General features: G+C 71.3%; 20 protein-coding genes. 11 read left to right on the top strand and 9 right to left on the bottom strand.

The features are described 5' to 3' along the window. The first annotated feature begins 194 nt into the window (after window positions 1–194). From acs to AB0A94_RS10205, 5 genes are all read left to right on the top strand, one after another. Window positions 195–2,150, top strand: a complete 1,956-nt coding sequence (gene acs / locus AB0A94_RS10225; protein ID WP_361741699.1) for an acetate--CoA ligase — start codon at window positions 195–197, stop codon at window positions 2,148–2,150. Between the two features lie 193 nt (window positions 2,151–2,343). Beyond that, a complete protein-coding gene (nhaA, locus tag AB0A94_RS10220) occupies window positions 2,344–3,780 on the top strand; it encodes a Na+/H+ antiporter NhaA (protein ID WP_361741696.1) in 1,437 nt (478 codons plus the stop codon). Between the two features lie 84 nt (window positions 3,781–3,864). Next, complete coding sequence (locus AB0A94_RS10215) at window positions 3,865–4,353, top strand: phage holin family protein (RefSeq protein WP_361741693.1); 489 nt, start codon at window positions 3,865–3,867, stop codon at window positions 4,351–4,353. Beyond that, window positions 4,350–5,300 carry an alpha/beta hydrolase gene (locus AB0A94_RS10210; RefSeq protein ID WP_361741691.1) on the top strand — a complete coding sequence of 317 codons (951 nt, stop codon included), beginning with the start codon at window positions 4,350–4,352 and terminating at the stop codon, window positions 5,298–5,300. The genes AB0A94_RS10215 and AB0A94_RS10210 overlap by 4 nt, the downstream gene beginning before the upstream one ends. A gap of 105 nt (window positions 5,301–5,405) precedes the next feature. Continuing rightward, window positions 5,406–5,588, top strand: coding sequence for a hypothetical protein (locus AB0A94_RS10205; RefSeq protein ID WP_361741688.1), 183 nt, complete (start codon window positions 5,406–5,408; stop codon window positions 5,586–5,588). A gap of 54 nt (window positions 5,589–5,642) precedes the next feature. On the opposite strand, the gene AB0A94_RS10200 is transcribed toward AB0A94_RS10205, so the two are convergent. The 3 genes from AB0A94_RS10200 to nth all read right to left on the bottom strand — a co-directional run bounded on the left by AB0A94_RS10200 (window position 5,643) and on the right by nth (window position 8,640). Beyond that, a complete protein-coding gene (locus AB0A94_RS10200; protein WP_361741685.1) occupies window positions 5,643–6,842 on the bottom strand; it encodes a MarP family serine protease in 1,200 nt (399 codons plus the stop codon). Between the two features lie 45 nt (window positions 6,843–6,887). After that, window positions 6,888–7,583 carry a CoA pyrophosphatase gene (locus AB0A94_RS10195; protein WP_361741682.1) on the bottom strand — a complete coding sequence of 232 codons (696 nt, stop codon included), beginning with the start codon at window positions 7,581–7,583 and terminating at the stop codon, window positions 6,888–6,890. 88 nt (window positions 7,584–7,671) lie between these two features. After that, window positions 7,672–8,640: an endonuclease III gene (gene nth, locus AB0A94_RS10190; protein ID WP_361741990.1), complete on the bottom strand. Its 969-nt coding sequence runs from the start codon at window positions 8,638–8,640 to the stop codon at window positions 7,672–7,674. Between the two features lie 431 nt (window positions 8,641–9,071). Here nth and AB0A94_RS10185 point away from each other — a divergent pair, with 431 nt between their 5' ends. Then, window positions 9,072–9,746 carry a Crp/Fnr family transcriptional regulator gene (locus tag AB0A94_RS10185; RefSeq protein WP_006132548.1) on the top strand — a complete coding sequence of 225 codons (675 nt, stop codon included), beginning with the start codon at window positions 9,072–9,074 and terminating at the stop codon, window positions 9,744–9,746. 157 nt (window positions 9,747–9,903) lie between these two features. Here AB0A94_RS10185 and AB0A94_RS10180 read toward each other — a convergent pair whose 3' ends face one another. The 4 genes from AB0A94_RS10180 to AB0A94_RS10165 form a co-directional block, all read right to left on the bottom strand. After that, the gene (locus tag AB0A94_RS10180) at window positions 9,904–10,734 is read right to left on the bottom strand and encodes an MBL fold metallo-hydrolase (protein ID WP_361741679.1); all 831 of its coding nucleotides are present in this window, start codon (window positions 10,732–10,734) and stop codon (window positions 9,904–9,906) included. Then, the gene (locus AB0A94_RS10175) at window positions 10,731–11,612 is read right to left on the bottom strand and encodes an NUDIX hydrolase (protein ID WP_361741676.1); all 882 of its coding nucleotides are present in this window, start codon (window positions 11,610–11,612) and stop codon (window positions 10,731–10,733) included. The genes AB0A94_RS10180 and AB0A94_RS10175 overlap by 4 nt, the downstream gene beginning before the upstream one ends. 277 nt (window positions 11,613–11,889) lie before the next feature. Beyond that, the gene (locus AB0A94_RS10170) at window positions 11,890–12,357 is read right to left on the bottom strand and encodes a RidA family protein (protein WP_073936669.1); all 468 of its coding nucleotides are present in this window, start codon (window positions 12,355–12,357) and stop codon (window positions 11,890–11,892) included. Beyond that, on the bottom strand, window positions 12,354–12,515 hold the full coding sequence (locus AB0A94_RS10165) for a DUF4177 domain-containing protein (protein WP_142194045.1): 162 nt from the start codon (window positions 12,513–12,515) through the stop codon (window positions 12,354–12,356). The genes AB0A94_RS10170 and AB0A94_RS10165 overlap by 4 nt, the downstream gene beginning before the upstream one ends. Before the next feature lie 127 nt (window positions 12,516–12,642). On the opposite strand from AB0A94_RS10165, the gene AB0A94_RS10160 reads away from it, so the two are divergent. Further along, window positions 12,643–13,620, top strand: coding sequence for an ArsA-related P-loop ATPase (locus AB0A94_RS10160; protein WP_361741672.1), 978 nt, complete (start codon window positions 12,643–12,645; stop codon window positions 13,618–13,620). Window positions 13,621–13,753: 133 nt separating this feature from the next. After that, complete coding sequence (locus AB0A94_RS10155) at window positions 13,754–15,166, top strand: ArsA family ATPase (protein WP_361741670.1); 1,413 nt, start codon at window positions 13,754–13,756, stop codon at window positions 15,164–15,166. A 49-nt stretch (window positions 15,167–15,215) separates the two neighbouring features. Here the strand turns inward: AB0A94_RS10155 and wblA are convergent, their stop codons facing one another. Further along, window positions 15,216–15,554 (bottom strand): transcriptional regulator WblA, encoded by a 339-nt coding sequence (gene wblA / locus AB0A94_RS10150; RefSeq protein ID WP_217127992.1) that lies wholly within the window; start codon window positions 15,552–15,554, stop codon window positions 15,216–15,218. A gap of 430 nt (window positions 15,555–15,984) precedes the next feature. Between wblA and AB0A94_RS10145 the strand changes: the two genes are divergently transcribed. Then, window positions 15,985–18,321, top strand: a complete 2,337-nt coding sequence (locus AB0A94_RS10145) for a transglycosylase domain-containing protein (protein WP_361741667.1) — start codon at window positions 15,985–15,987, stop codon at window positions 18,319–18,321. Between the two features lie 192 nt (window positions 18,322–18,513). On the opposite strand, the gene AB0A94_RS10140 is transcribed toward AB0A94_RS10145, so the two are convergent. Next, complete coding sequence (locus AB0A94_RS10140) at window positions 18,514–18,978, bottom strand: GatB/YqeY domain-containing protein (protein WP_361741664.1); 465 nt, start codon at window positions 18,976–18,978, stop codon at window positions 18,514–18,516. A gap of 104 nt (window positions 18,979–19,082) precedes the next feature. On the opposite strand from AB0A94_RS10140, the gene AB0A94_RS10135 reads away from it, so the two are divergent. Together AB0A94_RS10135 and AB0A94_RS10130 are read left to right on the top strand one after the other, a co-directional pair. After that, window positions 19,083–20,024, top strand: a complete 942-nt coding sequence (locus AB0A94_RS10135) for a metallophosphoesterase (RefSeq protein WP_361741661.1) — start codon at window positions 19,083–19,085, stop codon at window positions 20,022–20,024. Window positions 20,025–20,079: 55 nt separating this feature from the next. Beyond that, window positions 20,080–20,865, top strand: a complete 786-nt coding sequence (locus tag AB0A94_RS10130) for a Pr6Pr family membrane protein (RefSeq protein ID WP_361741658.1) — start codon at window positions 20,080–20,082, stop codon at window positions 20,863–20,865. The last annotated feature ends 6 nt before the right edge of the window (window positions 20,866–20,871 follow it).

Here is a 20,871-nt window from a genome sequence, read left to right as displayed (position 1 = left end):
GGCCCGTCCGGGTGTGAGAGGCGTTACACACCTTGAACCGGCTTGCTCCGGGCCCCGTGGGGAGGGGTGGCGCGCCTCGCACCACCCCACCCGACAGGTCTAAACCAATTTTCCGTCGGCCCTTGTCAGCGCACCCCCGGGTCTGATGAGCTGTGGCCTGGGACACAACGGACACCCTGGGAAAGGCAGATGCCGTGAGCAATGAAAGCCTGGCCAACCTTCTGAAGGAGGAGCGTCGCTTCTCGCCCCCCGCCGACCTGGCCGCGAACGCCAACGTCACGGCGGAGGCGTATGAACAGGCCAAGGCTGACAGGCTCGGCTTCTGGGCCGAGCAGGCCCGCCGGCTGACCTGGGCCAAGGAGCCCACCGAGACCCTGGACTGGTCGAACCCGCCGTTCGCCAAGTGGTTCCAGGACGGCGAGCTCAACGTCGCCTACAACTGCGTGGACCGGCATGTGGAGGCCGGGCACGGCGACCGGGTGGCCATCCACTTCGAGGGCGAACCGGGCGACAGCCGCGCCATCACCTACGCCCAGCTCAAGGACGAGGTCTCCAAGGCCGCCAACGCCCTGCTGGAGCTGGGCGTCCAGGCGGGCGACCGGGTCGCCGTCTACATGCCGATGATCCCGGAGACCGCCATCGCGATGCTGGCCTGCGCCCGCATCGGTGCCGCGCACTCCGTCGTCTTCGGCGGCTTCTCGGCGGACGCGCTCGCCACCCGTATCCAGGACGCCGACGCGCGTGTCGTCATCACAGCCGACGGCGGCTACCGGCGCGGCAAGCCCTCCGCGCTCAAGCCGGCCGTGGACGAGGCGGTCGCCAAGGCCGGCACCGTCGAGCACGTCCTCGTCGTCCGCCGCACCGGCCAGGACGTGGCCTGGACCGAGGGCCGGGACGTGTGGTGGCACGAGGTGGTGGAGCGGCAGAGCGCCGAGCACACCCCTCAGGCGTTCGGGGCCGAGCACCCGCTGTTCATCCTCTACACCTCGGGGACGACAGGCAAGCCGAAGGGCATCCTGCACACCTCCGGCGGCTACCTGACCCAGACCGCGTACACGCACTGGTCCGTCTTCGACCTCAAGCCGGAGACCGACGTGTACTGGTGCACGGCCGACGTCGGCTGGGTCACCGGGCACTCGTACATCGTCTACGGCCCGCTCGCCAACGGCGCCACCCAGGTCATGTACGAGGGCACCCCGGACACCCCGCACCAGGGCCGCTTCTGGGAGATCGTGCAGAAGTACGGCGTGACGATCCTCTACACGGCTCCCACCGCGATCCGCACGTTCATGAAGTGGGGCGACGACATCCCCGCCAAGTTCGACCTCAGCAGCCTGCGGGTGCTGGGCTCGGTGGGCGAGCCGATCAACCCCGAGGCGTGGATCTGGTACCGCAAGAACATCGGCGCGGACCGCACCCCGGTGGTGGACACCTGGTGGCAGACCGAGACCGGCGGCATCATGATCTCGCCGCTGCCGGGCGTGACCGACGCCAAGCCCGGCTCCGCCCAGACCCCGCTGCCCGGCATCGCCGCGACCGTCGTCGACGACGAGGCGAACGAGGTACCGAACGGCGGCGGTGGCTACCTGGTCCTGACCGAGCCGTGGCCGTCGATGCTGCGCACCATCTGGGGCGACGACCAGCGGTTCATCGACACCTACTGGTCGCGGTTCGAGGGCAAGTACTTCGCCGGCGACGGCGCCAAGAAGGACGACGACGGCGACATCTGGCTGCTCGGCCGGGTCGACGACGTGATGCTGGTGTCCGGGCACAACATCTCCACCACCGAGGTCGAATCCGCGCTCGTCTCGCACCCGTCGGTCGCCGAGGCGGCCGTGGTCGGCGCGGCGGACGAGACGACCGGCCAGGCGATCGTCGCCTTCGTGATCCTGCGCGGCACGGCGGCGGAGAGCGAGGACCTCGTCGGCGAGCTCCGCAACCACGTGGGCGCCACGCTCGGCCCGATCGCCAAGCCCAAGCGGATCCTGCCGGTGGCCGAGCTGCCGAAGACCCGTTCCGGCAAGATCATGCGCCGCCTGCTGCGGGACGTCGCGGAGAACCGCCAGCTCGGAGACGTCACCACGCTGACCGACAGCACGGTCATGGATCTCATCCAGGCCAAGCTGCCCCAGGCGCCCGGCGAGGACTGAGCGACACCGGCCGGACCCAGCCGGACGTCGGCACCCGGCGCACTCCTGCGCCGGGTGCCGACGCGCGCCGCCGCGTACTCCGGGTGCACCCCAGGAGCACGTTAGCTAAACTAAGCAAAAAGCTGTCTCATGGGGCGCCGGGAAGTCTGGTCGGCACACGATTCGTGCTGCCCGCCGACCAGAGGAACTCCCCGTGACCGCGCCCCGCACCCCCAGCCCCCGCAAGGCATTCGGACGCCTCTCCCTGCCCGAGCGGTCATATGTCGCGGACGCGCTGCGCACCGAGACCGTCGGCGGCATCCTGCTCCTCCTCGCCGCCGTCACCGCGCTGATCTGGGCGAACGTACCCGGCCTGCACGACAGCTACGAGAGCGTCAGCCACTTCCACCTCGGTCCCGAGGCCCTCGGGCTCGACCTGTCCGTGGCGCACTGGGCCGCCGACGGGCTGCTCGCGGTCTTCTTCTTCGTCGCGGGGATCGAGCTCAAGCGCGAGCTCGTCGCCGGTGATCTGCGCGACCCCAAGGCAGCCGCGCTCCCCGTCGCCGCCGCGCTGTGCGGCATGGCCGTACCCGCGCTGGTCTACACGCTTACCAGCGGTGCGGGCGGCGGTTCCCTGGCCGGCTGGGCCGTGCCCACCGCCACCGACATCGCCTTCGCGCTCGCCGTGCTCGCCGTCATCGGCACCTCCCTGCCGAGTGCGCTGCGGGCCTTCCTGCTCACCCTCGCCGTCGTCGACGACCTGTTCGCGATCCTGATCATCGCGGTCTTCTTCACCGACGACCTGAACTTCGCGGCGCTCGGCGGCGCCGTCGCCGGCCTGGCCGTCTTCTGGCTGCTGCTGCGCAAGGGCGTACGCGGCTGGTACGTGTACGTGCCGCTCGCGCTGGTCGTGTGGGCGCTGATGTACAACAGCGGCATCCACGCCACCATCGCCGGCGTCGCCATGGGCCTGATGCTGCGCTGCCACCGCCACGAGGACGAGGAGCACTCCCCCGGCGAGCACATCGAGCACCTCGTCCGTCCGCTCTCGGCGGGCCTCGCGGTGCCGCTGTTCGCTCTCTTCAGCGCGGGCGTGACGGTCTCCGGCGACGCCCTCACCGACGTGTTCTCCCAGCCCGAGACGCTCGGCGTGGTGCTCGGACTGGTCGTCGGCAAGACGCTCGGCATCTTCTGCGGTACGTGGCTGACGGCACGCTTCACCAGGGCGTCGCTCAGTGACGACCTCGCCTGGGCGGACGTGTTCGCGGTGGCGACCCTCGCCGGGATCGGTTTCACCGTCTCGCTGCTCATCGGGGAACTCGCCTTCGAGGGCGACGCGTCGATGACCGACAGCGTCAAGGCGGCCGTCCTGGCCGGCTCGCTGATCGCCACCGTCGTCGCGACGGTGCTGCTGAAGATACGGAACACCAAGTACCGCAGGCTGACCGAGGAGGAGGAGCGCGACGAGGACCTCAGCGGCGTCCCGGACGTCTACGAGCAGGACGACCCGGCGTACCACCTGCGCATGGCGGAGATCCACGAACGGAAGGCCGTGGAGCACCGGCGGCTCGCCCGGGAGAAGGCCGCCGAGCGGGACGCGCTTGCCGAAGTGACGGGCGGGGCAGGCGAGGAGCACGACGGTCCGGCATGATCTGACGAGACGGTACAAAAGACTGAACCGTACGCGCAGGCATGAGGAACGTACGCAGGACGTACGCAGGAGAGGGAGACCGCGATGAGCGCACCCGACGGCAGCCCGGTCGGCGCCGAACGCAGCATCGGCCAGCTGTTCGCCTCGGCGACGGCCGACATGTCGGCGCTGGTGCACGACGAGATCGCGCTGGCGAAGGCGCAGCTCAAGCAGGACGTCAAGCGGGGCGCGACCAGCGGCGGCGCGTTCACCGCGGCCGGGGTGCTGCTCCTGTTCTCCCTGCCGATGCTGAACTTCGCGCTGGCCTACGGCATCCGCACCTGGAGTGACTGGAACCTCGCGGTCTGCTTCCTGCTCTCCTTCGCGGCGAACGTGCTGATCGCGCTGCTCCTCGCGCTGATCGGCATCGTCTTCGCGAAGAAGGCGAAGAAGGGCCGGGGTCCGCAGAAGGTCGCCGCCTCGGTGAAGGAGACGGCGGGCGTGCTGCAGAAGGCCAAGCCGCACCCGCGCCCCGAGCTGCCCGAGGACCGGGGCCCCCGGGCCGTCGAGGCTGTGGCACGCTCGTCCTCATGACGGAACCCGCCACACCTCCGGCGCAGCCCGCTTCGGCCGTACGCCTCGACATCCCCGGGGGCGCCGGACTGACGCACCGGGACGTCGCCGCCAACGGCGCCCGCTTCCACATCGCGGAGCTGGGCGACGGCCCCCTGGTGCTGCTGCTGCACGGCTTCCCGCAGTTCTGGTGGACCTGGCGGCACCAGCTGACGGCACTCGCCGACGCCGGTTTCCGGGCCGTCGCCATGGACCTGCGGGGCGTCGGCGGCAGCGACCGCACGCCGCGCGGTTACGACCCGGCCAACCTCGCGCTGGACATTACCGGGGTGATCCGCTCCCTCGGCGAGCCGGACGCCGCGCTGGTCGGGCACGACCTGGGCGGATACCTGGCGTGGACGGCGGCGGCGATGCGCCCCAAGCTCGTCCGGCGGCTCGCGGTCGCGTCCATGCCGCATCCGCGGCGCTGGCGTTCGGCGCTGCTCTCCGACGCCAGGCAGTCGGCCGCGATGTCCCACATCTGGGGATTCCAGCGGCCCTGGATCCCGGAGCGCCGGCTCACCGCGGACGACGGGGCGCTGGTGGCCGAGCTCATCCAGGACTGGTCCGGGCCGCACCTGCCGGACGAGGAGGCGCTGGAGAACTACCGGCGGGCCATGTGCATCCCCTCCACGGCGCACTGCTCGATCGAGCCGTACCGCTGGATGGTGCGCTCCCTGGCCCGCCCGGACGGCATCCAGTTCAACCGCAGGATGAAGCGGCCCGTGCGGGTGCCGACCCTGCACCTGCACGGCTCGCTGGACCCGGTCGTGCGCACGCGCAGTGCCGCGGGGTCCGGGGAGTACGTCGAAGCGCCGTACCGCTGGCGGCTGTTCGACGGTCTGGGGCACTTCCCGCACGAGGAGGATCCGGTCACTTTCTCAACGGAACTGATCAATTGGCTGAAGGATCCCGAACCCGATCGGTGATCGAACCGAGCGCTTGTCTGACGATCGGCCAATTGCCCGGCGCATAAGCCAATTGGGGGCGCGTGAGGCGGTTATCGACCTTGAGGCGGGGGCAGACGTCCGGGTATGGGCTGGACGCACGACTACAGTGACGCAAGCCGCGACCGCCGTTCGGCGGGCGGTAGGGGTTCCCACCAGCGAGGCGGTGCACCGCAGATGGCAGGTACGGACCTCAGGGTGGGAATCCCGCGCATCCTCCGCCGCAGGGCCCGCTGGGTCTCCGTCCGCCTGCGCCACCCGCGCGGCTGACGGCCCGTAGGACCGTCCCCCGGAGCCGGGACGGGGACCGAGGCCGCTCCAGCTCTAGAGCGCGCAGCTGTCGCTGTCCACCTGCTGGTTCGCGCTGCGGCCCTTGGCGATGTCCTCCCGGACCTCGTCCGCGGTGAGCGCGTAGCCGGTCTCCGCGTCGTCCCTGGACTTCGCGAAGATCACTCCGTAGACCTCCCCCTCGGGGGTCAGCAGCGGGCCGCCGGAGTTGCCCTGGCGGACGGTCGTGTACAGGGAGTACACGTCGCGGCGGACCGTGCCCCGGCGGTAGATGTCCGCGCCGTTGGCCGTGATGCGCCCCCGCACCCGCGCGGAACGGACGTCGTACGCCCCGTTCTCCGGGAAGCCGGCGACGATCGCGCCGTCGTTGCTGCTCGCGTCCTCGGTGGTGAAGCGCAGCGCGGGCGCCTTGAGTTCGGGTACGTCGAGGACGGCGATGTCGCGCTTCCAGTCGTAGAGGACGACCGTGGCGTCGTACTTCCTGCCCTCGCCGCCTATCTGCACGGTCGGCTCGTCGACGCCGCCCACGACATGCGCGTTGGTCATGATGCGGCGCTCGGCGAAGACGAAGCCGGTGCCCTCCAGGACCTTGCCGCAACTCGGTGCGGTACCCATCACCTTGACGATGGAGCGCTGCGCGCGGAGGGCGACGGGGCTGCCCGCCAGGGCCGGGTCCGGGGGCCGGACGTCGGTGATCGGCTCGCTGGCGAAGGGGCTGAAGACCTGTGGGAAGCCGTTCTGCGCGAGGATGGAGGAGAAGTCGGCGAACCAGGTGTCGGCCTGGTCGGGCAGTGCCCGGGAGACCCCGAGCAGCACCTTGGAGCCGCGGACCTCCTTGCCGAGCGTCGGCAGCGTCGTACCGGCGAGGGCCGAACCGATCAGCCAGGCGACCAGGAGCATCGCGACGACGTTGACCAGGGCGCCGCCGGTGGCGTCCAGCGCGCGGGCCGGGGACCAGGTGATGTAGCGGCGCAGCTTGTTGCCGAGGTGGGTGGTCAGTGCCTGGCCGACGGAGGCGCAGACTATGACGACGACGACCGCGACGACGGCGGCCGTCGTACCGACCTCGGAGTCGTCCGTCAAGGCGTCCCAGAGGACGGGCAGCGCGTAGACGGCGGCGAGACCGCCGCCCAGGAAGCCGGTCACCGACAGGATGCCGACGACGAAGCCCTGACGGTAGCCGACGACCGCGAACCACACGGCGGCGACGAGCAACAGGATGTCCAGCACGTTCACCGCTTCAAGCCTCGCCTCGTCCGACCCAGCACGGCGCCCACCCTGTCATGACCGCCAGTCCAGTGGGACCCGCCTGTCCCGGTCCCAGGGCCGCTCCCAGCCCGCGAAGTGCAGCAACCGGTCGATGACCCCGGCGGTGAAGCCCCATACGAGGGCCGATTCGACCAGGAATGCCGGGCCCTGGTGCCCGCTGGGGTGAACCGCGGTCGCGCGGTTGTCGGGATGGGTGAGGTCCGTCACGGGGACGGTGAACACCCGCGCGGTCTCGTTCGGGTCGACGACCCCCACCGGGCTGGGCACGCGCCACCAGCCCAGCACGGGCGTGACGACGAAGCCGCTGACCGGGATGTAGAGCTTCGGCAGCACGCCGAACAACTGGACGCCCGACGGATCGAGCCCCGTCTCCTCCTCGGCCTCCCGCAGCGCGGCCCGCAGCGGTCCGTCACCCTGCGGGTCGCCGTCCTCGGGATCGAGGGCACCACCGGGGAAGGACGGCTGCCCGGCGTGCGAGCGCAGCGAACTCGCCCGCTCCATGAGCAGCAGCTCCGGGCCGCGCTCGCCCTCGCCGAAGAGGATGAGGACGGCGGACTGGCGACCCGAGCCGTTCTCCGGGGGCAGGAAGCGGCTCAGCTGTCTCGGCGCGACCGTCTCCGCCGCGCGGGCCACCGGGTCCAGCCAGGAGGGCAGCCCTTCCCTGCTGAGCGTCACCGGGCCGCCCCGGGTACCGCTCGTCCGCGTCATCGCCACCCCCGTCGTCCGGCCCTGTCCCAGCGGTTCAACGCCCGGCGGCCTCGAGATCGTTCCGAGAACCGCCGCGCATGCCGCCCCGTCATCCGGCCCCCAGCGGCGGAGCGGGCCTGCCGCCGGCGTCCAGATAGGCCTGCGGGGGCTTCAGACGCTGGCCCGGGAGGCCGCCCTTCTCGTACTTCAGCAGCTTCTTCGCCTTCTCCGGGTCCGTCTCGCCCTCGCCGTACGCCGGGCAGAGCGGCGCGATGGGGCAGGCGCCGCACGCGGGTTTGCGGGCGTGGCAGATGCGGCGGCCGTGCCAGATGACGTGGTGGGACAGGTCGGTCCAGTCGCTCTTGGGGAAGAGCGCGCCGACGGCCGCCTCGATCTTGTCGGGGTCGGTCTCCCCGGTCCAGCGCCAGCGGCGCACGAGGCGCTGGAAATGGGTGTCCACGGTGATCCCCGGGCGGCCGAAGGCGTTGCCGAGCACGACGAACGCCGTCTTGCGGCCGACGCCGGGCAGCTTGACGAGGTCCTCGAGCCGACCGGGGACCTCGCCGCCGAAGTCCTCCGCGAGCACCTTCGACAGTCCTATGACCGACTTGGTCTTGGCCCGGAAGAAGCCGGTGGGGCGCAGGATCTCCTCCACCTCCTCGGGGTTGGCGGCGGCCAGGTCCTCGGGGGTGGGGTACTTCGCGAAGAGGGCGGGGGTCGTCTGGTTGACGCGCAGGTCGGTGGTCTGGGCCGACAGCACGGTGGCGACGACGAGTTGGAAGGGGTTCTCGAAGTCCAGCTCCGGGTGGGCGTACGGGAACACCTCGGCGAGCTCGCGGTTGATCCGGCGCGCACGCCGGACCAGCGCGGTGCGCGACTCGTCCCCGACCGGCTCGCCGACGGTCTTCACCGGGGCGGCCTGCACGGAGGCGGTCGCCTTCCGGGGGGCGACGAGCGGCTTCTTGGCGGCCGGGGCCTTCCTGACGGGGGCGGTCTTCTTGGCCTCGGGCTTCTCGGCCTCGGTCTTCCGCGCGGCGGTCGCCTTCTTCGCCCCGGCTGTCTTCTTCGCCCCGGTCACTTTCTTCGCCGCCGTCTTCCTCACCGCTGTCTTCTTCGCCGACGTGTCCGTCTCCCCGGCCGCCCCGCTCGCGCGGGCCGTCGGTTCCTTCCTCGACGGCGACCCCTTTGCCGTTTTCGCCGTTTCCCTACCGCCATCGGAGCCCTGTTCGCCCACAGCGGAATCGCGACGTACACCCACTCGCGCAGCTCCCTCGGCCTGTGCTCTCACCGGCGATTTGGACACCCGGCCAGCCTACGACCCGGCACCTACATCCGCCCCGGGCCCCGAAGACCGGCGTCCAATTGGACCCCTGACGCTTACCCCGACCGGCCCGTACGGCATCCTTGTGACAGATCACACTGTTTGGACCGTCCGGCAAAATGGGAACCACGGTCCCCTGGTACGTAGGGGAACAAGATCCCCTGAGCAGGCCGACAAGGAGAGAACTCGTGGACGACGTTCTGCGGCGGAATCCGCTCTTCGCGGCGCTCGACGACGAGCAGGCCGCCGAGCTTCGCGCCTCCATGAGTGAGGTGACCCTCGCACGGGGCGACTCCCTGTTCCACGAGGGCGACCCCGGCGACCGCCTGTACGTGGTCACCGAGGGCAAGGTCAAGCTGCACCGCACGTCCCCCGACGGCCGCGAGAACATGCTCGCCGTGGTCGGTCCGGGCGAGCTGATCGGTGAGCTGTCGCTCTTCGACCCGGGCCCGCGCACCGCGACCGCCACGGCGCTCACCGAGGTCAAGCTGCTCGGCCTGGGCCACGGCGACCTGACGCCCTGGCTGAGCGCCCGCCCCGAGGTGGCCACGGCGCTGCTGCGGGCCGTCGCGCGCCGGCTGCGCAAGACCAACGACGCGATGTCGGACCTGGTCTTCTCGGACGTCCCGGGCCGCGTCGCCCGTGCCCTGCTGGACCTCTCCCGCCGCTTCGGCGTGCAGTCCGAGGAGGGCATCCACGTCGTGCACGACCTCACGCAGGAGGAGCTGGCCCAGCTGGTCGGCGCGTCCCGCGAGACGGTCAACAAGGCCCTGGCCGACTTCGCCCAGCGCGGCTGGCTCCGCCTGGAGGCCCGCGCGGTGATCCTCCTGGACGTCGAACGCCTGGCGAAGCGCTCCCGCTGACACCCGGCACCGGAGCCCCGCTTCCCGTGGGAAGCGGGGCTCCGTCGTGTCCGCACGGCACCCTCACCCCGCCGTACCCGGAGAACGACCTGCCCCGGACGTGCTCCGCGCGGCACAGTGATCCGTATGGCCGGTACCGCGCACCGCCCCCGGCCGGCTAGATGAGCCCGTGCTCCCGCAGGTACTCCAGCTGGGCGCGAACGGAGAGTTCCGCGGCCGGCCACAGGGAGCGGTCGACGTCGGCGTAGACGTGGGCGACGACCTCGGCCGGGGTGCGGTGGCCGTCCTCGACGGCCGTCTCGACCTGGGCGAGGCGGTGGGCCCGGTGGGCGAGGTAGAACTCGACGGCGCCCTGGGCGTCCTCCAGGACGGGTCCGTGGCCGGGCAGCACCGTGTGGACGCCGTCGTCGACCGTGAGCGACCTGAGCCGGCGCAGCGTGTCCAGGTAGTCGCCGAGGCGGCCGTCGGGGTGGGCCACGACGGTCGTACCGCGGCCCAGGACGGTGTCGCCCGTGAGGACCGCCCGGTCGGCCGGGAGGTGGAAGCACAGGGAGTCGGCCGTGTGGCCGGGGGCCGGTACGACCCTCAGCTCCAGGCCCCCGACGGTGATGACGTCCCCGGCGGCCAGCCCCTCGTCGCCGAGCCGCAGCGCCGGGTCCAGCGCCCGCACCTTCGTGCCGGTCAGCTCGGCGAAACGGGCGGCGCCCTCGGCGTGGTCGGGGTGACCGTGCGTCAGGAGGGTGAGGGCGACGCGCTTCCCGGCCTGCTCGGCGGTGCCCACGACGTGCCGCAGGTGTCCGTCGTCCAGCGGGCCGGGGTCGACCACGACGGCGAGGTCGGAGTCGGGTTCCGACAGGATCCAGGTGTTGGTGCCGTCCAGGGTCATCGCCGAGGGGTTGGGGGCCAGCACGTTGACGGCACGCGCGGTGGCGGGGCCGGAGAGGACGCCGCCCCGCGGCTGGCCGGGAAGGGTGCTCGCGTCCGTCATGCGGGGGCTCCACCGGTCGGGATGTGCTTGGTGAACTCGTCGTGCCCCGGCCAGGAGAGCACGATCTCGCCCTCCACCAGGCGCGCGGAGGCCAGCACCGGCGTGAGGTCCCGCGCGGGCGCCGCGTCGAGCGTCTCCGCGGCCGTGGCGTACGCCGTGAGCTGGCGCAGGGTGGCGATGGTCGGGGGCATCATCAGCAGCTCGCCCTGGTCGTACGCGGTGGCCGCCGCGCGCGGGGTGATCCACACCGTGCGGTCGGCCTCCGTGGAGGCGTTGCGGGTGCGCTGGCCTTCGGGGAGCGCGGCGACGAAGAACCAGGTGTCGTAGCGGCGGGGCTCGAACTCGGGGGTGATCCAGCGCGTCCACGCGCCGAGCAGGTCCGAGCGCAGGACCAGTCCGCGGCGGTCCAGGAACTCCGCGAAGGACGTCTCCCGCGCGACGAGCGCGGCACGGTCCGCCTCCCAGTCGTCGCCGGTCGTGTCGCCGACCACGGAGTGGGGGGTGGGCCCGGCGAGCAGGACGCCGGCCTCCTCGTACGTCTCCCGCACGGCCGCGCAGACGATCGCCTGGGCCCCCGCCTCGTCGACGCCGAGCCGGTCCGCCCACCACGCGCGCGGGGGGCCCGCCCAGCGGACGTGCCGGTCGTCGTCCCGCGGGTCGACGCCGCCGCCGGGATAGGCGTACGCGCCGCCCGCGAACGCCATGGACGTACGCCGGCGCAGCATGTGCACGGCGGGCCCGTCGCCGGTGTCCTTGAGCAGCATGACGGTGGCCGCGCGCTTCGGCACGACCGGCGTGAGATCGCCGCCCGCCAGCGCACGGATCCGCTCCGGCCACTCCGGTGGATACCACTGCCCACCGGCCTGCGCATTCACCATGGCCGGAGGCTATCCCGTGACGGGCGGATGTTCGAGTGCCCAGGGAGACGGCGGGGCCGGCGAACGACACGGCGGGCGCCGGACGGGACACGGCGGCAACCGCGCACCGGATGCCACGCTCACCGGCGCACGCCGCCGGGCGGTGCGCCGGTGAGCCCGCGCGACAGGGCGCCCCGGTCACCGGGCCACGCCGTCACGCCGGACGCCGGGACCTCCGGTACGGTGCAGAAATCGCCGGGTCCCGCGCCCCGCGCGTCGCGGGAGCCGCCGGCGCGGGCTACGCCTCCGTGAGCTCCACCTGGATCTCGACCTCCACCGGGGCGTCCAGGGGAAGCACCGCGACGCCCACCGCGCTGCGGGCGTGGACGCCCTTGTCGCCGAGGACCTCGCCGAGCAGCTCGCTCGCGCCGTTGAGGACGGCCGGCTGGCCGGTGAAGTCCGCGGCGGAGGCCACGAAGCCGACGACCTTCACCACGCGCGCCACCCGGTCCAGGTCCCCGGCGACGGACTTGACCGCGGCGAGGGCGTTCAGCGCACAGGTGCGCGCCAGCTCCTTCGCCTCCTCCGGGGTGACCTCCGCGCCGACCTTCCCGGTCAGCGGAAGCTTGCCCTCCACCATGGGCAGCTGGCCGGCGGTGAAGACGTACCGCCCCGACCGCACGGCAGGCTGGTACGCGGCCAGCGGCGGGACGACCTCCGGCAGGCTCAGGCCCAGCTCGGCCAGTTTCGCCTCGACGGCGCTCATCCCTGCTTCTCCCGCTTCAGGTAGGCCACCAGCTGCTCGGGGTTGTTCGGCCCGGGCACGACCTGGACGAGCTCCCAGCCGTCCTCGCCCCAGGTGTCCAGAATCTGCTTCGTTGCGTGGACGAGCAGCGGCACAGTCGCGTATTCCCACTTGGTCATGCGGCCGACTCTAGCCCCCGTCCGCGCGGGACGCGGCCCCCGTCCCACCCCCTCGCGCGGGGCGCGACGGCCGGGAACCTCCACCCGGAGCCGCCGGGGCGCGGGGTGAGCCTTTAGGCTCGAAGACGTGAGCAGGCTCCAGGTCGTCAGTGGCAAGGGCGGAACCGGCAAGACCACGGTGGCCGCGGCCCTCGCGCTGGCCCTGGCCACGGAGGGGAAGCGGACGCTCCTCGTCGAGGTCGAGGGCCGCCAGGGCATCGCACAACTCTTCGAGACGGAGGCGCTGCCCTACGAGGAACGGAAGATCGCCGTCGCTCCGGGGGGCGGCGAGGTGTACGCCCTCGCGATCGACGCCGAACTGGCCCTTCTGGAATATCTCCAGATGTTCTACAAGCTCGGCAGCGCCGGCCGGGCCCTCAGGAAGATCGGCGCGATCGACTTCGCCACCACGATCGCCCCCGGCGTGCGGGACGTCCTGCTCACCGGCAAGGCGTGCGAGGCGGTACGCCGCAAGGACAAGCACGGGCAGTTCGTCTACGACTACGTCGTGATGGACGCCCCGCCGACCGGTCGCATCACCCGCTTCCTCAACGTCAACGACGAGGTCGCCGGACTCGCCAAGATCGGCCCGATACACAATCAGGCGCAGGCGGTCATGCGGGTGCTGAAGTCGCCGGAGACGGCCGTGCACCTGGTGACGCTGCTGGAGGAGATGCCGGTACAGGAGACCTCCGACGGCATCGCGGAACTGCGCGCCGCGCGGCTGCCGGTGGGGCGGGTCGTGGTGAACATGGTCCGTCCGGAGGTGCTGGACGGGGACGGCCTGGAACTCGCGGCGGCGGTCCCTCGTTCCTCCATCGCGCGGGCACTGTCGTCCGCCGGCCTCGGCGGCGCGCGGCGTGGGGGACACGCCGAGCGGCTGGTGGACCCGTTGCTCGCGCAGGCGGAGGAGTACGCCGAGCGGTACGCGCTGGAGACCGAGCAGCGCGCCGTGCTGGCGGCCCTCGACATGCCGTTGCACGAGCTTCCGCTGCTCGCGGAGGGCATGGACCTGGCCGGCCTGTACCAACTGGCCAGGGAACTGCGCGAACAGGGCGTGTCATGACCGGCCGCGCCCACACGGCGCGGCCCGGCGGCAACCGCCGCCACCGCCGTACCCGCCCCGTCACGCACCACCACCACAGCCACCGCCGTACCCGCCCCGTCACGAGTCGGAAGCACCGGAAGCAGGGGATGTCATGAGTCGTCGTCCGGAACCGGCGCAGGCCCAGGACCCGGCCCGTCACCGCCTCTCCCCCACCCGCACGCTCGACATCGATCCGCTGATCGAGGACCCCGCCACCCGGATCGTGGTGTGCTGCGGCTCGGGCGGGGTCGGCAAGACGACCACCGCCGCGGCGCTCGGTCTGCGCGCGGCCGAGCGGGGACGCAAGGTGGTGGTCCTCACCATCGACCCGGCCCGCCGGCTCGCCCAGTCCATGGGCATCGACTCGCTCGACAACACCCCGCGCCGGGTGAAGGGCATCGACGACTCCGCGGGCGGTGAACTGCACGCGATGATGCTCGACATGAAGCGCACCTTCGACGAGATCGTCGAGGGGCACGCGGACCCCGACCGGGCCGCCGCGATCCTGGGCAACCCCTTCTACCAGTCGCTCTCGGCGGGCTTCGCGGGCACGCAGGAGTACATGGCGATGGAGAAGCTGGGCCAGCTGCGGTCCCGGGACGAGTGGGACCTCATCGTGGTCGACACCCCGCCGTCCCGTTCCGCGCTGGACTTCCTGGACGCCCCCAAGCGGCTCGGGTCCTTCCTCGACGGCAAGCTCATCCGCGTCCTGCTGACCCCCGCGAAGGTCGGCGGCCGGGCGGGCATGAAGTTCCTGAACGTCGGGATGTCGATGATGACCGGCGCCCTGGGCAAGGTGCTCGGCGGCCAGCTGCTGAAGGACATGCAGACGTTCGTGGCCGCGATGGACTCGATGTTCGGCGGGTTCCGTACGCGCGCGGACGCCACGTACAAGCTGCTCCAGGCGCCCGGGACGGCGTTCCTGGTGGTGGCGGCACCGGAGCGGGACGCGCTGCGCGAGGCCGCGTACTTCGTGGAGCGGCTGGCCGCGGAGGAGATGCCGCTGGCCGGGCTGGTCCTCAACCGGGTGCACGGCAGCGGCGCGGACCGGCTGTCGGCCGAGCGTGCGCTGGCCGCCGCGGAAAATCTTGAGGACTCCCGCATTGTGGATCAGGAGGACGGGAAAGCTGGACTTCGTAACTCTCCCGAAACGTATGGCAGTTCAGACCCCTCCGGTTCATCCCCCGCTCCCGGGACACCGGCTTCGGACGCCCCTGGTACAGGCTCCCCCGCCACCACGGACGACACCGAAGGCACAGGCACGAAGGGCACGGATGCGGACGCGGACGGCGACACGGACCGGTCCGTCGACCGGCTCACCGCGGGCCTGCTGAGGCTGCACGCCGAGCGGATGCGGCTGCTCTCGCGCGAGCAGCGCACACGCGACCGCTTCACCGCGCTCCATCCCGAGGTGGCGGTGACCGAGGTGGCCGCGCTGCCCGGCGACGTGCACGACCTCGCGGGACTGCGGGACATCGGCGACCGGCTCGCGGCCCACCGGCCGGAGCTGCCCGAAACGCCCTAGACGACGCCCTGGCTCCGAACGGCGCGCGGCTGAGGAACCCCGAGGGGCCTCAGCTCACCGCCGCGTAGTTCTCGTACACCTCGTCGTCGTTGAGCGGTACGACACCCGACCCCCGCTCGTACTCCGAGCGCGCGGTCTCCAGCAGCCTGCGCCAGGAGGTCACGGTCGGCCGCCGGCGCAGCAGTGCGCGGCGCTCACGCTCCGTCATGCCTCCCCATACGCCGAACTCGACGCGGTTGTCGAGCGCGTCGGCCAGGCATTCGGTGCGTACCGGACACCCGGTGCACACCGCCTTGGCCCTGTTCTGCGCTGCTCCCTGAACGAACAGTTCATCCGGATCGGTAGTGCGGCAGGCAGCCTGCGCACTCCAGTCGGTAACCCAGCCCATACCGGCGCCGTCCTCTCCCGAATCGAGGCTCCCCCACGGCGGCAGCGGCATATTCACCGCCGCCAGTTGAGGACGTTACGGAAGGTGGGCACAGCGCAACACCCCCAGCGGGCCCAATCTTGAATGGTCCGAACGGACTATGGGTAAGCGGCAGATCACCCGGGGGAGTGAGGGGGCGACATGCGTGACGAACCCGGCATTCCAGGTCAGTTCCGTTGCGTCACAACGGACACCGCATGACACACGAGGCGGATCCGGACACGGTCTCAACACTCCTCGGCGTGAACTCGTACGAAAAAAATCGAGGAGATCCGGAACGATTCGGGGTCGCCGGGCGTATTGATACGTGGCCTCACTGCTGTGACAGTTGAGAGCAGCTTAGGCCAAGGCATATACGCTTGTCCGGCAAATGAGAACGTAGGCTGCTCCCATGCCAAAGAAGCGCTCGGGCGGTGGTCTGTCTCCCGCACAGCAGGCCGCCAAGTTCCTCGGTGTCAGTGTCCTCGCGGGGGCCGTCATGGCCGGCATCGCGCTGCCCGCCGTGGGCGCGCTCGGCCTGGCGGCCAAGGGATCGGTCGAGAGCTTCGACGAGCTCCCGGCCAACCTCAAGACGCCGCCGCTGAGTCAGCGCACCACCATCCTCGACGCCGACGGCGGACAGATCGCCACCGTCTACTCGCGTGACCGCACGGTGGTCGACCTCAAGGACATCTCGCCGTACCTGCAGAAGGCGATCGTCGCGATCGAGGACTCCCGCTTCTACGAGCACGGCGCGATCGACCTCAAGGGCGTCCTGCGCGCGCTCAACAAGAACGCGCGCAGCGGCGAGGTCTCCGAGGGCGCCTCCACGCTCACGCAGCAGTACGTGAAGAACGTCTTCGTCGAGGAGGCGGGCGACGACCCGACGAAGGTCGCGCAGGCCACCCAGCAGACCATCGGCCGCAAGATCGCCGAACTGAAGTACGCGATCCAGGTCGAGGAGGAGCTGGGCAAGAAGAAGATCCTCGAGAACTACCTGAACATCACCTTCTTCGGCCAGCAGGCCTACGGCGTCGAGGCCGCGGCCCAGCGCTACTTCTCCAAGCCCGCCAAGGACCTGAACCTCCAGGAGTCCGCCCTCCTCGCCGGTCTCGTCCAGTCACCGAGCCGCTACGACCCGGTCAACGACGAGGCGGAGGCGAAGAAGCGGCGCAACACCGTGCTCGCGCGGATGGCCCAGGTCGGCGACATCTCCCGCGAGCAGGCCGACGCGGCGGCGAAGAGCCCGCTGGGCCTGAAGGTCAGCAAGCCGAAGAACGGCTGCATCACGGCGGTGGACGGCGCGTCCTTCTTCTGTGACTACGTGCGCGAGGTGTTCCTGAGCGACCCGGTCTTCGGGAAGACCAAGGCCGACCGGGCGAAGATCTGGAACCAGGGCGGCCTGACCATCCGCACGACGCTCGACCCGCAGGCGCAGGACTCGGTGCAGCAGTCGCTGAAGGACCACGTCTACCAGTCGGACCCGGTCGCCGCGGCGTCCACGCTGGTCGAGCCCGGCACCGGCAAGATCGTCGCGATGGGCCAGTCGAAGCCGTACGGCTACGGCAAGGACGAGACGGAGATCAACTTCTCGGTCGACCACGCCATGGGCGGCTCCAACTTCGGCTTCCCGACGGGTTCCACCTTCAAGCCGTTCGTGGCGGCGGCCGCGCTGGAGGAGGGCCGGTCGGCGACGCAGTCCTACTCCGCCCCGTTCGAGATGCCGTACCCGTCGACCGTGCGCGGCTGCAAGAAGCCCTGGGTGAACGACGCCGACTACAAACTGGAGAACGAGAACGAGTCCGAGGTGGGCCCGTACGCGCTCAAGGAGGCGATGGCCAAGTCGGTCAACACCTACTTCGTGCAGATGATCGAGGACATCGGCATGTGCCCGGTGGTGACCATGACCGACAAGCTCGGCGTGGTCCAGGGCAACGGGAAGAAGATCCCCGAGGTCCCCTCCTCGATGACCCTCGGTTCCACCGGCCTGTCGCCCCTCACGATGGCGAGCGCGTACGCCGCCTTCGCCTCCCGGGGCATGTACTGCACGCCGGTCGCCATCGAGTCGATCACCCAGAAGATCGGCAACGAGCAGAAGTCGCTCGAGGTCCCGAAGTCGACGTGCTCGCGCGCGATGAGCGAGAAGACCGCGGACACGGTGAACACCCTGCTGCAGGGCGTGGTCGACTCCGGTACGGGTCAGGAGGCGGGCCTGAGCGACCGCGACAACGCCGGTAAGACGGGTACGACGGACGAGCGCAGGAACGCCTGGTTCGTCGGCTACACGCCGAACATGTCGGGCGCCGTGTGGGTGGGCAGCGCGAGCCAGGAGGTCGAGATGAAGAACATCACGATCGGCGGTGTCCCCCACGCACTCGTCTTCGGTGGCGCGGTCCCGGGTCCCATCTGGAAGGACGCCATGACCGGCGCCCTCTCGGGCAAGGAGTCCCCGTCCTTCAACCTCGTCCACATCCCGGACGCCCAGGACCCTGACCGCGGCGACGGAGACGGTGACGGCGACAACGGCGACGGCGACGGCAACCGTGACGACGACGGCGACAACGGCGACGGCGGTCTCATCGGCGGCCTGATCAGCGGCGGCAACGCCAACGGGGGCGGCAACGCCACGGGAGGCACGGGCGGTACGGGCGGTACGGGAGGCACGGGCGGCACCGAGCCGGACCCGACGTTCTCCATCCCGGAGGGCTTCATCCGGGGGGCGGGCGACGGCCCCGGGGGACGCGACTGACGGTCCCGAGGAACGCGACTGACGGCCTCGGCCGGACACGTCGGACGGCCCCTCCCCCGTTGTCGGGGGGAGGGGCCGTCCGACGTCGTACGACACATCCGATACCCGCGATGCGACGGGAGCGGACGCGGACCCGGCCTGCCGACCGGCCGGCCGCGCACCGCACGTCGCACCCGGCGCAGGCCCCGTCGGTCAGCCGGCCAGCAGCTTCTTCACCGCGGCGGCGACCCGGCCGCCCTCCGCCTGCCCGGCCACCTTCGGGTTCACGATCTTCATCACGGCGCCCATGGCCCGCGGTCCTTCCGCACCCGCCGCCTTCGCCTCCTCGACGGCCTGGGCGACGATCGCGTCCAGCTCCTCGTCGGACAGCTGCTTGGGCAGGTACTGCGCCAGCACCTCGCCCTCCGCCTTCTCCCGCTCGGACTGCTCGGGGCGGCCGCCCTGCGCGAAGGCCTCCGCCGCCTCGCGGCGCTTCTTCGCCTCGCGGGTGATCACCTTCTGCACCTCGTCGTCGGAGAGCTCGCGCTTCTCCTTCCCCGCGACCTCCTCCTTGGTGATCGCGGCGAGCGTCAGCCGGAGCGTCGAGGAGCGGAGCTCGTCGCGCTCCTTGATCGCGGCGTTGAGGTCTTCCTGCAGCTTCGACTTGAGCGTGGTCATGGCTAGATTGTCGCAGGTGTGCGAGGCGTGACGCCTGCTGATTTAAAGGGCCCTCGCACCCACGGGCGTGCGGAGCGCCCGCCCGGGTCTGACACGATGGACGCATGCGCGCGCGATACAAGATCCCCCTGGGAATCACGGCGGCCGGCGCCGCCGGACTGCTGTACGCGGCGGGCTTCGAGGCCCGCTCCTTCCGCCTCCGACGGGTGACCGTCCCCGTCCTCCCGTCCGGGATGCGCCCCCTGCGCGTGCTCCAGGTCTCCGACATCCACATGGTCGGCGGCCAGCGCAAGAAGCAGCGCTGGCTGCGCTCCCTGGCGGGCCTGCGCCCCGACTTCGTGCTCAACACGGGCGACAACCTGTCCGACCCCGAGGGCGTGCCGGAGGTCCTCGACGCACTCGGCCCCCTGATGGAGTTCCCGGGCGCGTACGTCTTCGGCTCCAACGACTACTACGGCCCCACCCTGCGCAATCCCGGCCGCTACCTGATCGAGAAGGTCCAGGGCCGCCACGGCCTGAACGGCAACCCCCCGGTCGTCGGCGCGGTCCACAACCCCTGGGAGGACCTGCGGGACGGCTTCGACGCGGCGGGCTGGCTGAACCTGACGAACACCAGGGGCACGCTGAAGATCGAGGGCACGTCGATCGAGCTGACCGGCCTGGACGACCCGCACATCAAGCGCGACCGCTACGCGGAGGTCTCGGGCGGCCCGTCGGACGGGGCGGACTTCTCGATGGGCGTCGTCCACGCCCCGTACCTGCGCGTCCTGGACTCCTTCGCGGCCGACGGCTACCCGCTGATCCTGGCCGGCCACACCCACGGCGGCCAGCTCTGCATCCCCTTCTACGGCGCCCTGGTCACCAACTGCGACCTGGACACGGACCGCGTGAAGGGCCTGTCCACGCACACGTCCGAGGGCCACACGTCCTACCTCCACGTCTCCGCGGGCTGCGGCACCAGCCGCTACACCCCGGTCCGCTTCGCCTGCCCCCCGGAGGCGACGCTGCTGACCCTGGTGGGCCGCGAGCAGGGAGCCGTCGGGTAACCCGTCCGGCCCACCCGCATCGCCCCGCACCGGACATCCGCCCACGCTGGGGGGCATGACCGCCCCGATACCCAGGGACCTCCCTGACCTCCCCGCCCTGCCGCGTACGCATCCGGCGTCGGCCGCCCTCTTCGCCCCCGCCAGAGCCGTCGTCCCGCTGGTACGCCGCCCGCTGACAGCGGCGTACCGCCTGATCGTGGCGCTGCTGGCAGCGGGCGCGGTGCTGGTGGCGACCCTCCTCGGCAGTCCGGCCCGGGTCCTGAGTCACTTCGCGGTCCAGAGCGCGGTCCTGCTGGCACTGGTCATGTTCGCCTCGGCCCGCCGCGCCCGGCACGCCCGCTACCCCCTGCCGGGCGCTCTCACGGGGGCTGTCCTGCTGTACGTGATCACGGCGTCCCTGACCCACCACGTCCTCCTGGCGGACGCGGCCCCGCGCTTCTCGATGACGCACACGACCGCCGGAACGGGCTGGCTGGAGCCGTTCGCCGCCCACACCCTGCACACGGTGCTCCCCATCGCCGCGGTACTGGACTGGCTCCTCCTCTCCCCGCCGGCCCGCACCCGTCTCCGCCAGGCCGCCACCTGGCTGCTGTACCCCCTGGCCTACCTGGCCTTCACCCTGGCCCGGGGCGCACTCCTCCCCGACTCCCCCACCCGCTACCTCCACCCCTTCCTCGACGTCGCCCGGCACGGCTACCGGAACGTCCTCGCCAACGCTCTCCTCCTGGGCCTTGCCTGCTACGCCCTGGCCGTCCTCCTCGTGGCCCTGGACCACGCCCGCCCCAACCCGGTCCGCCACCCCTCCAAAACCGGATTTCGTCTCCGGCTCCCCTTGGGCTAAAGTAAA

Origin of the sequence: Streptomyces sp. NPDC044984 (genome assembly GCF_040646935.1) — a bacterium.
Taxonomy (GTDB): domain Bacteria; phylum Actinomycetota; class Actinomycetes; order Streptomycetales; family Streptomycetaceae; genus Streptomyces.
Note: the sequence above shows the minus strand (reverse complement) of the source record. Positions and strands in the feature narration are given on the sequence as shown.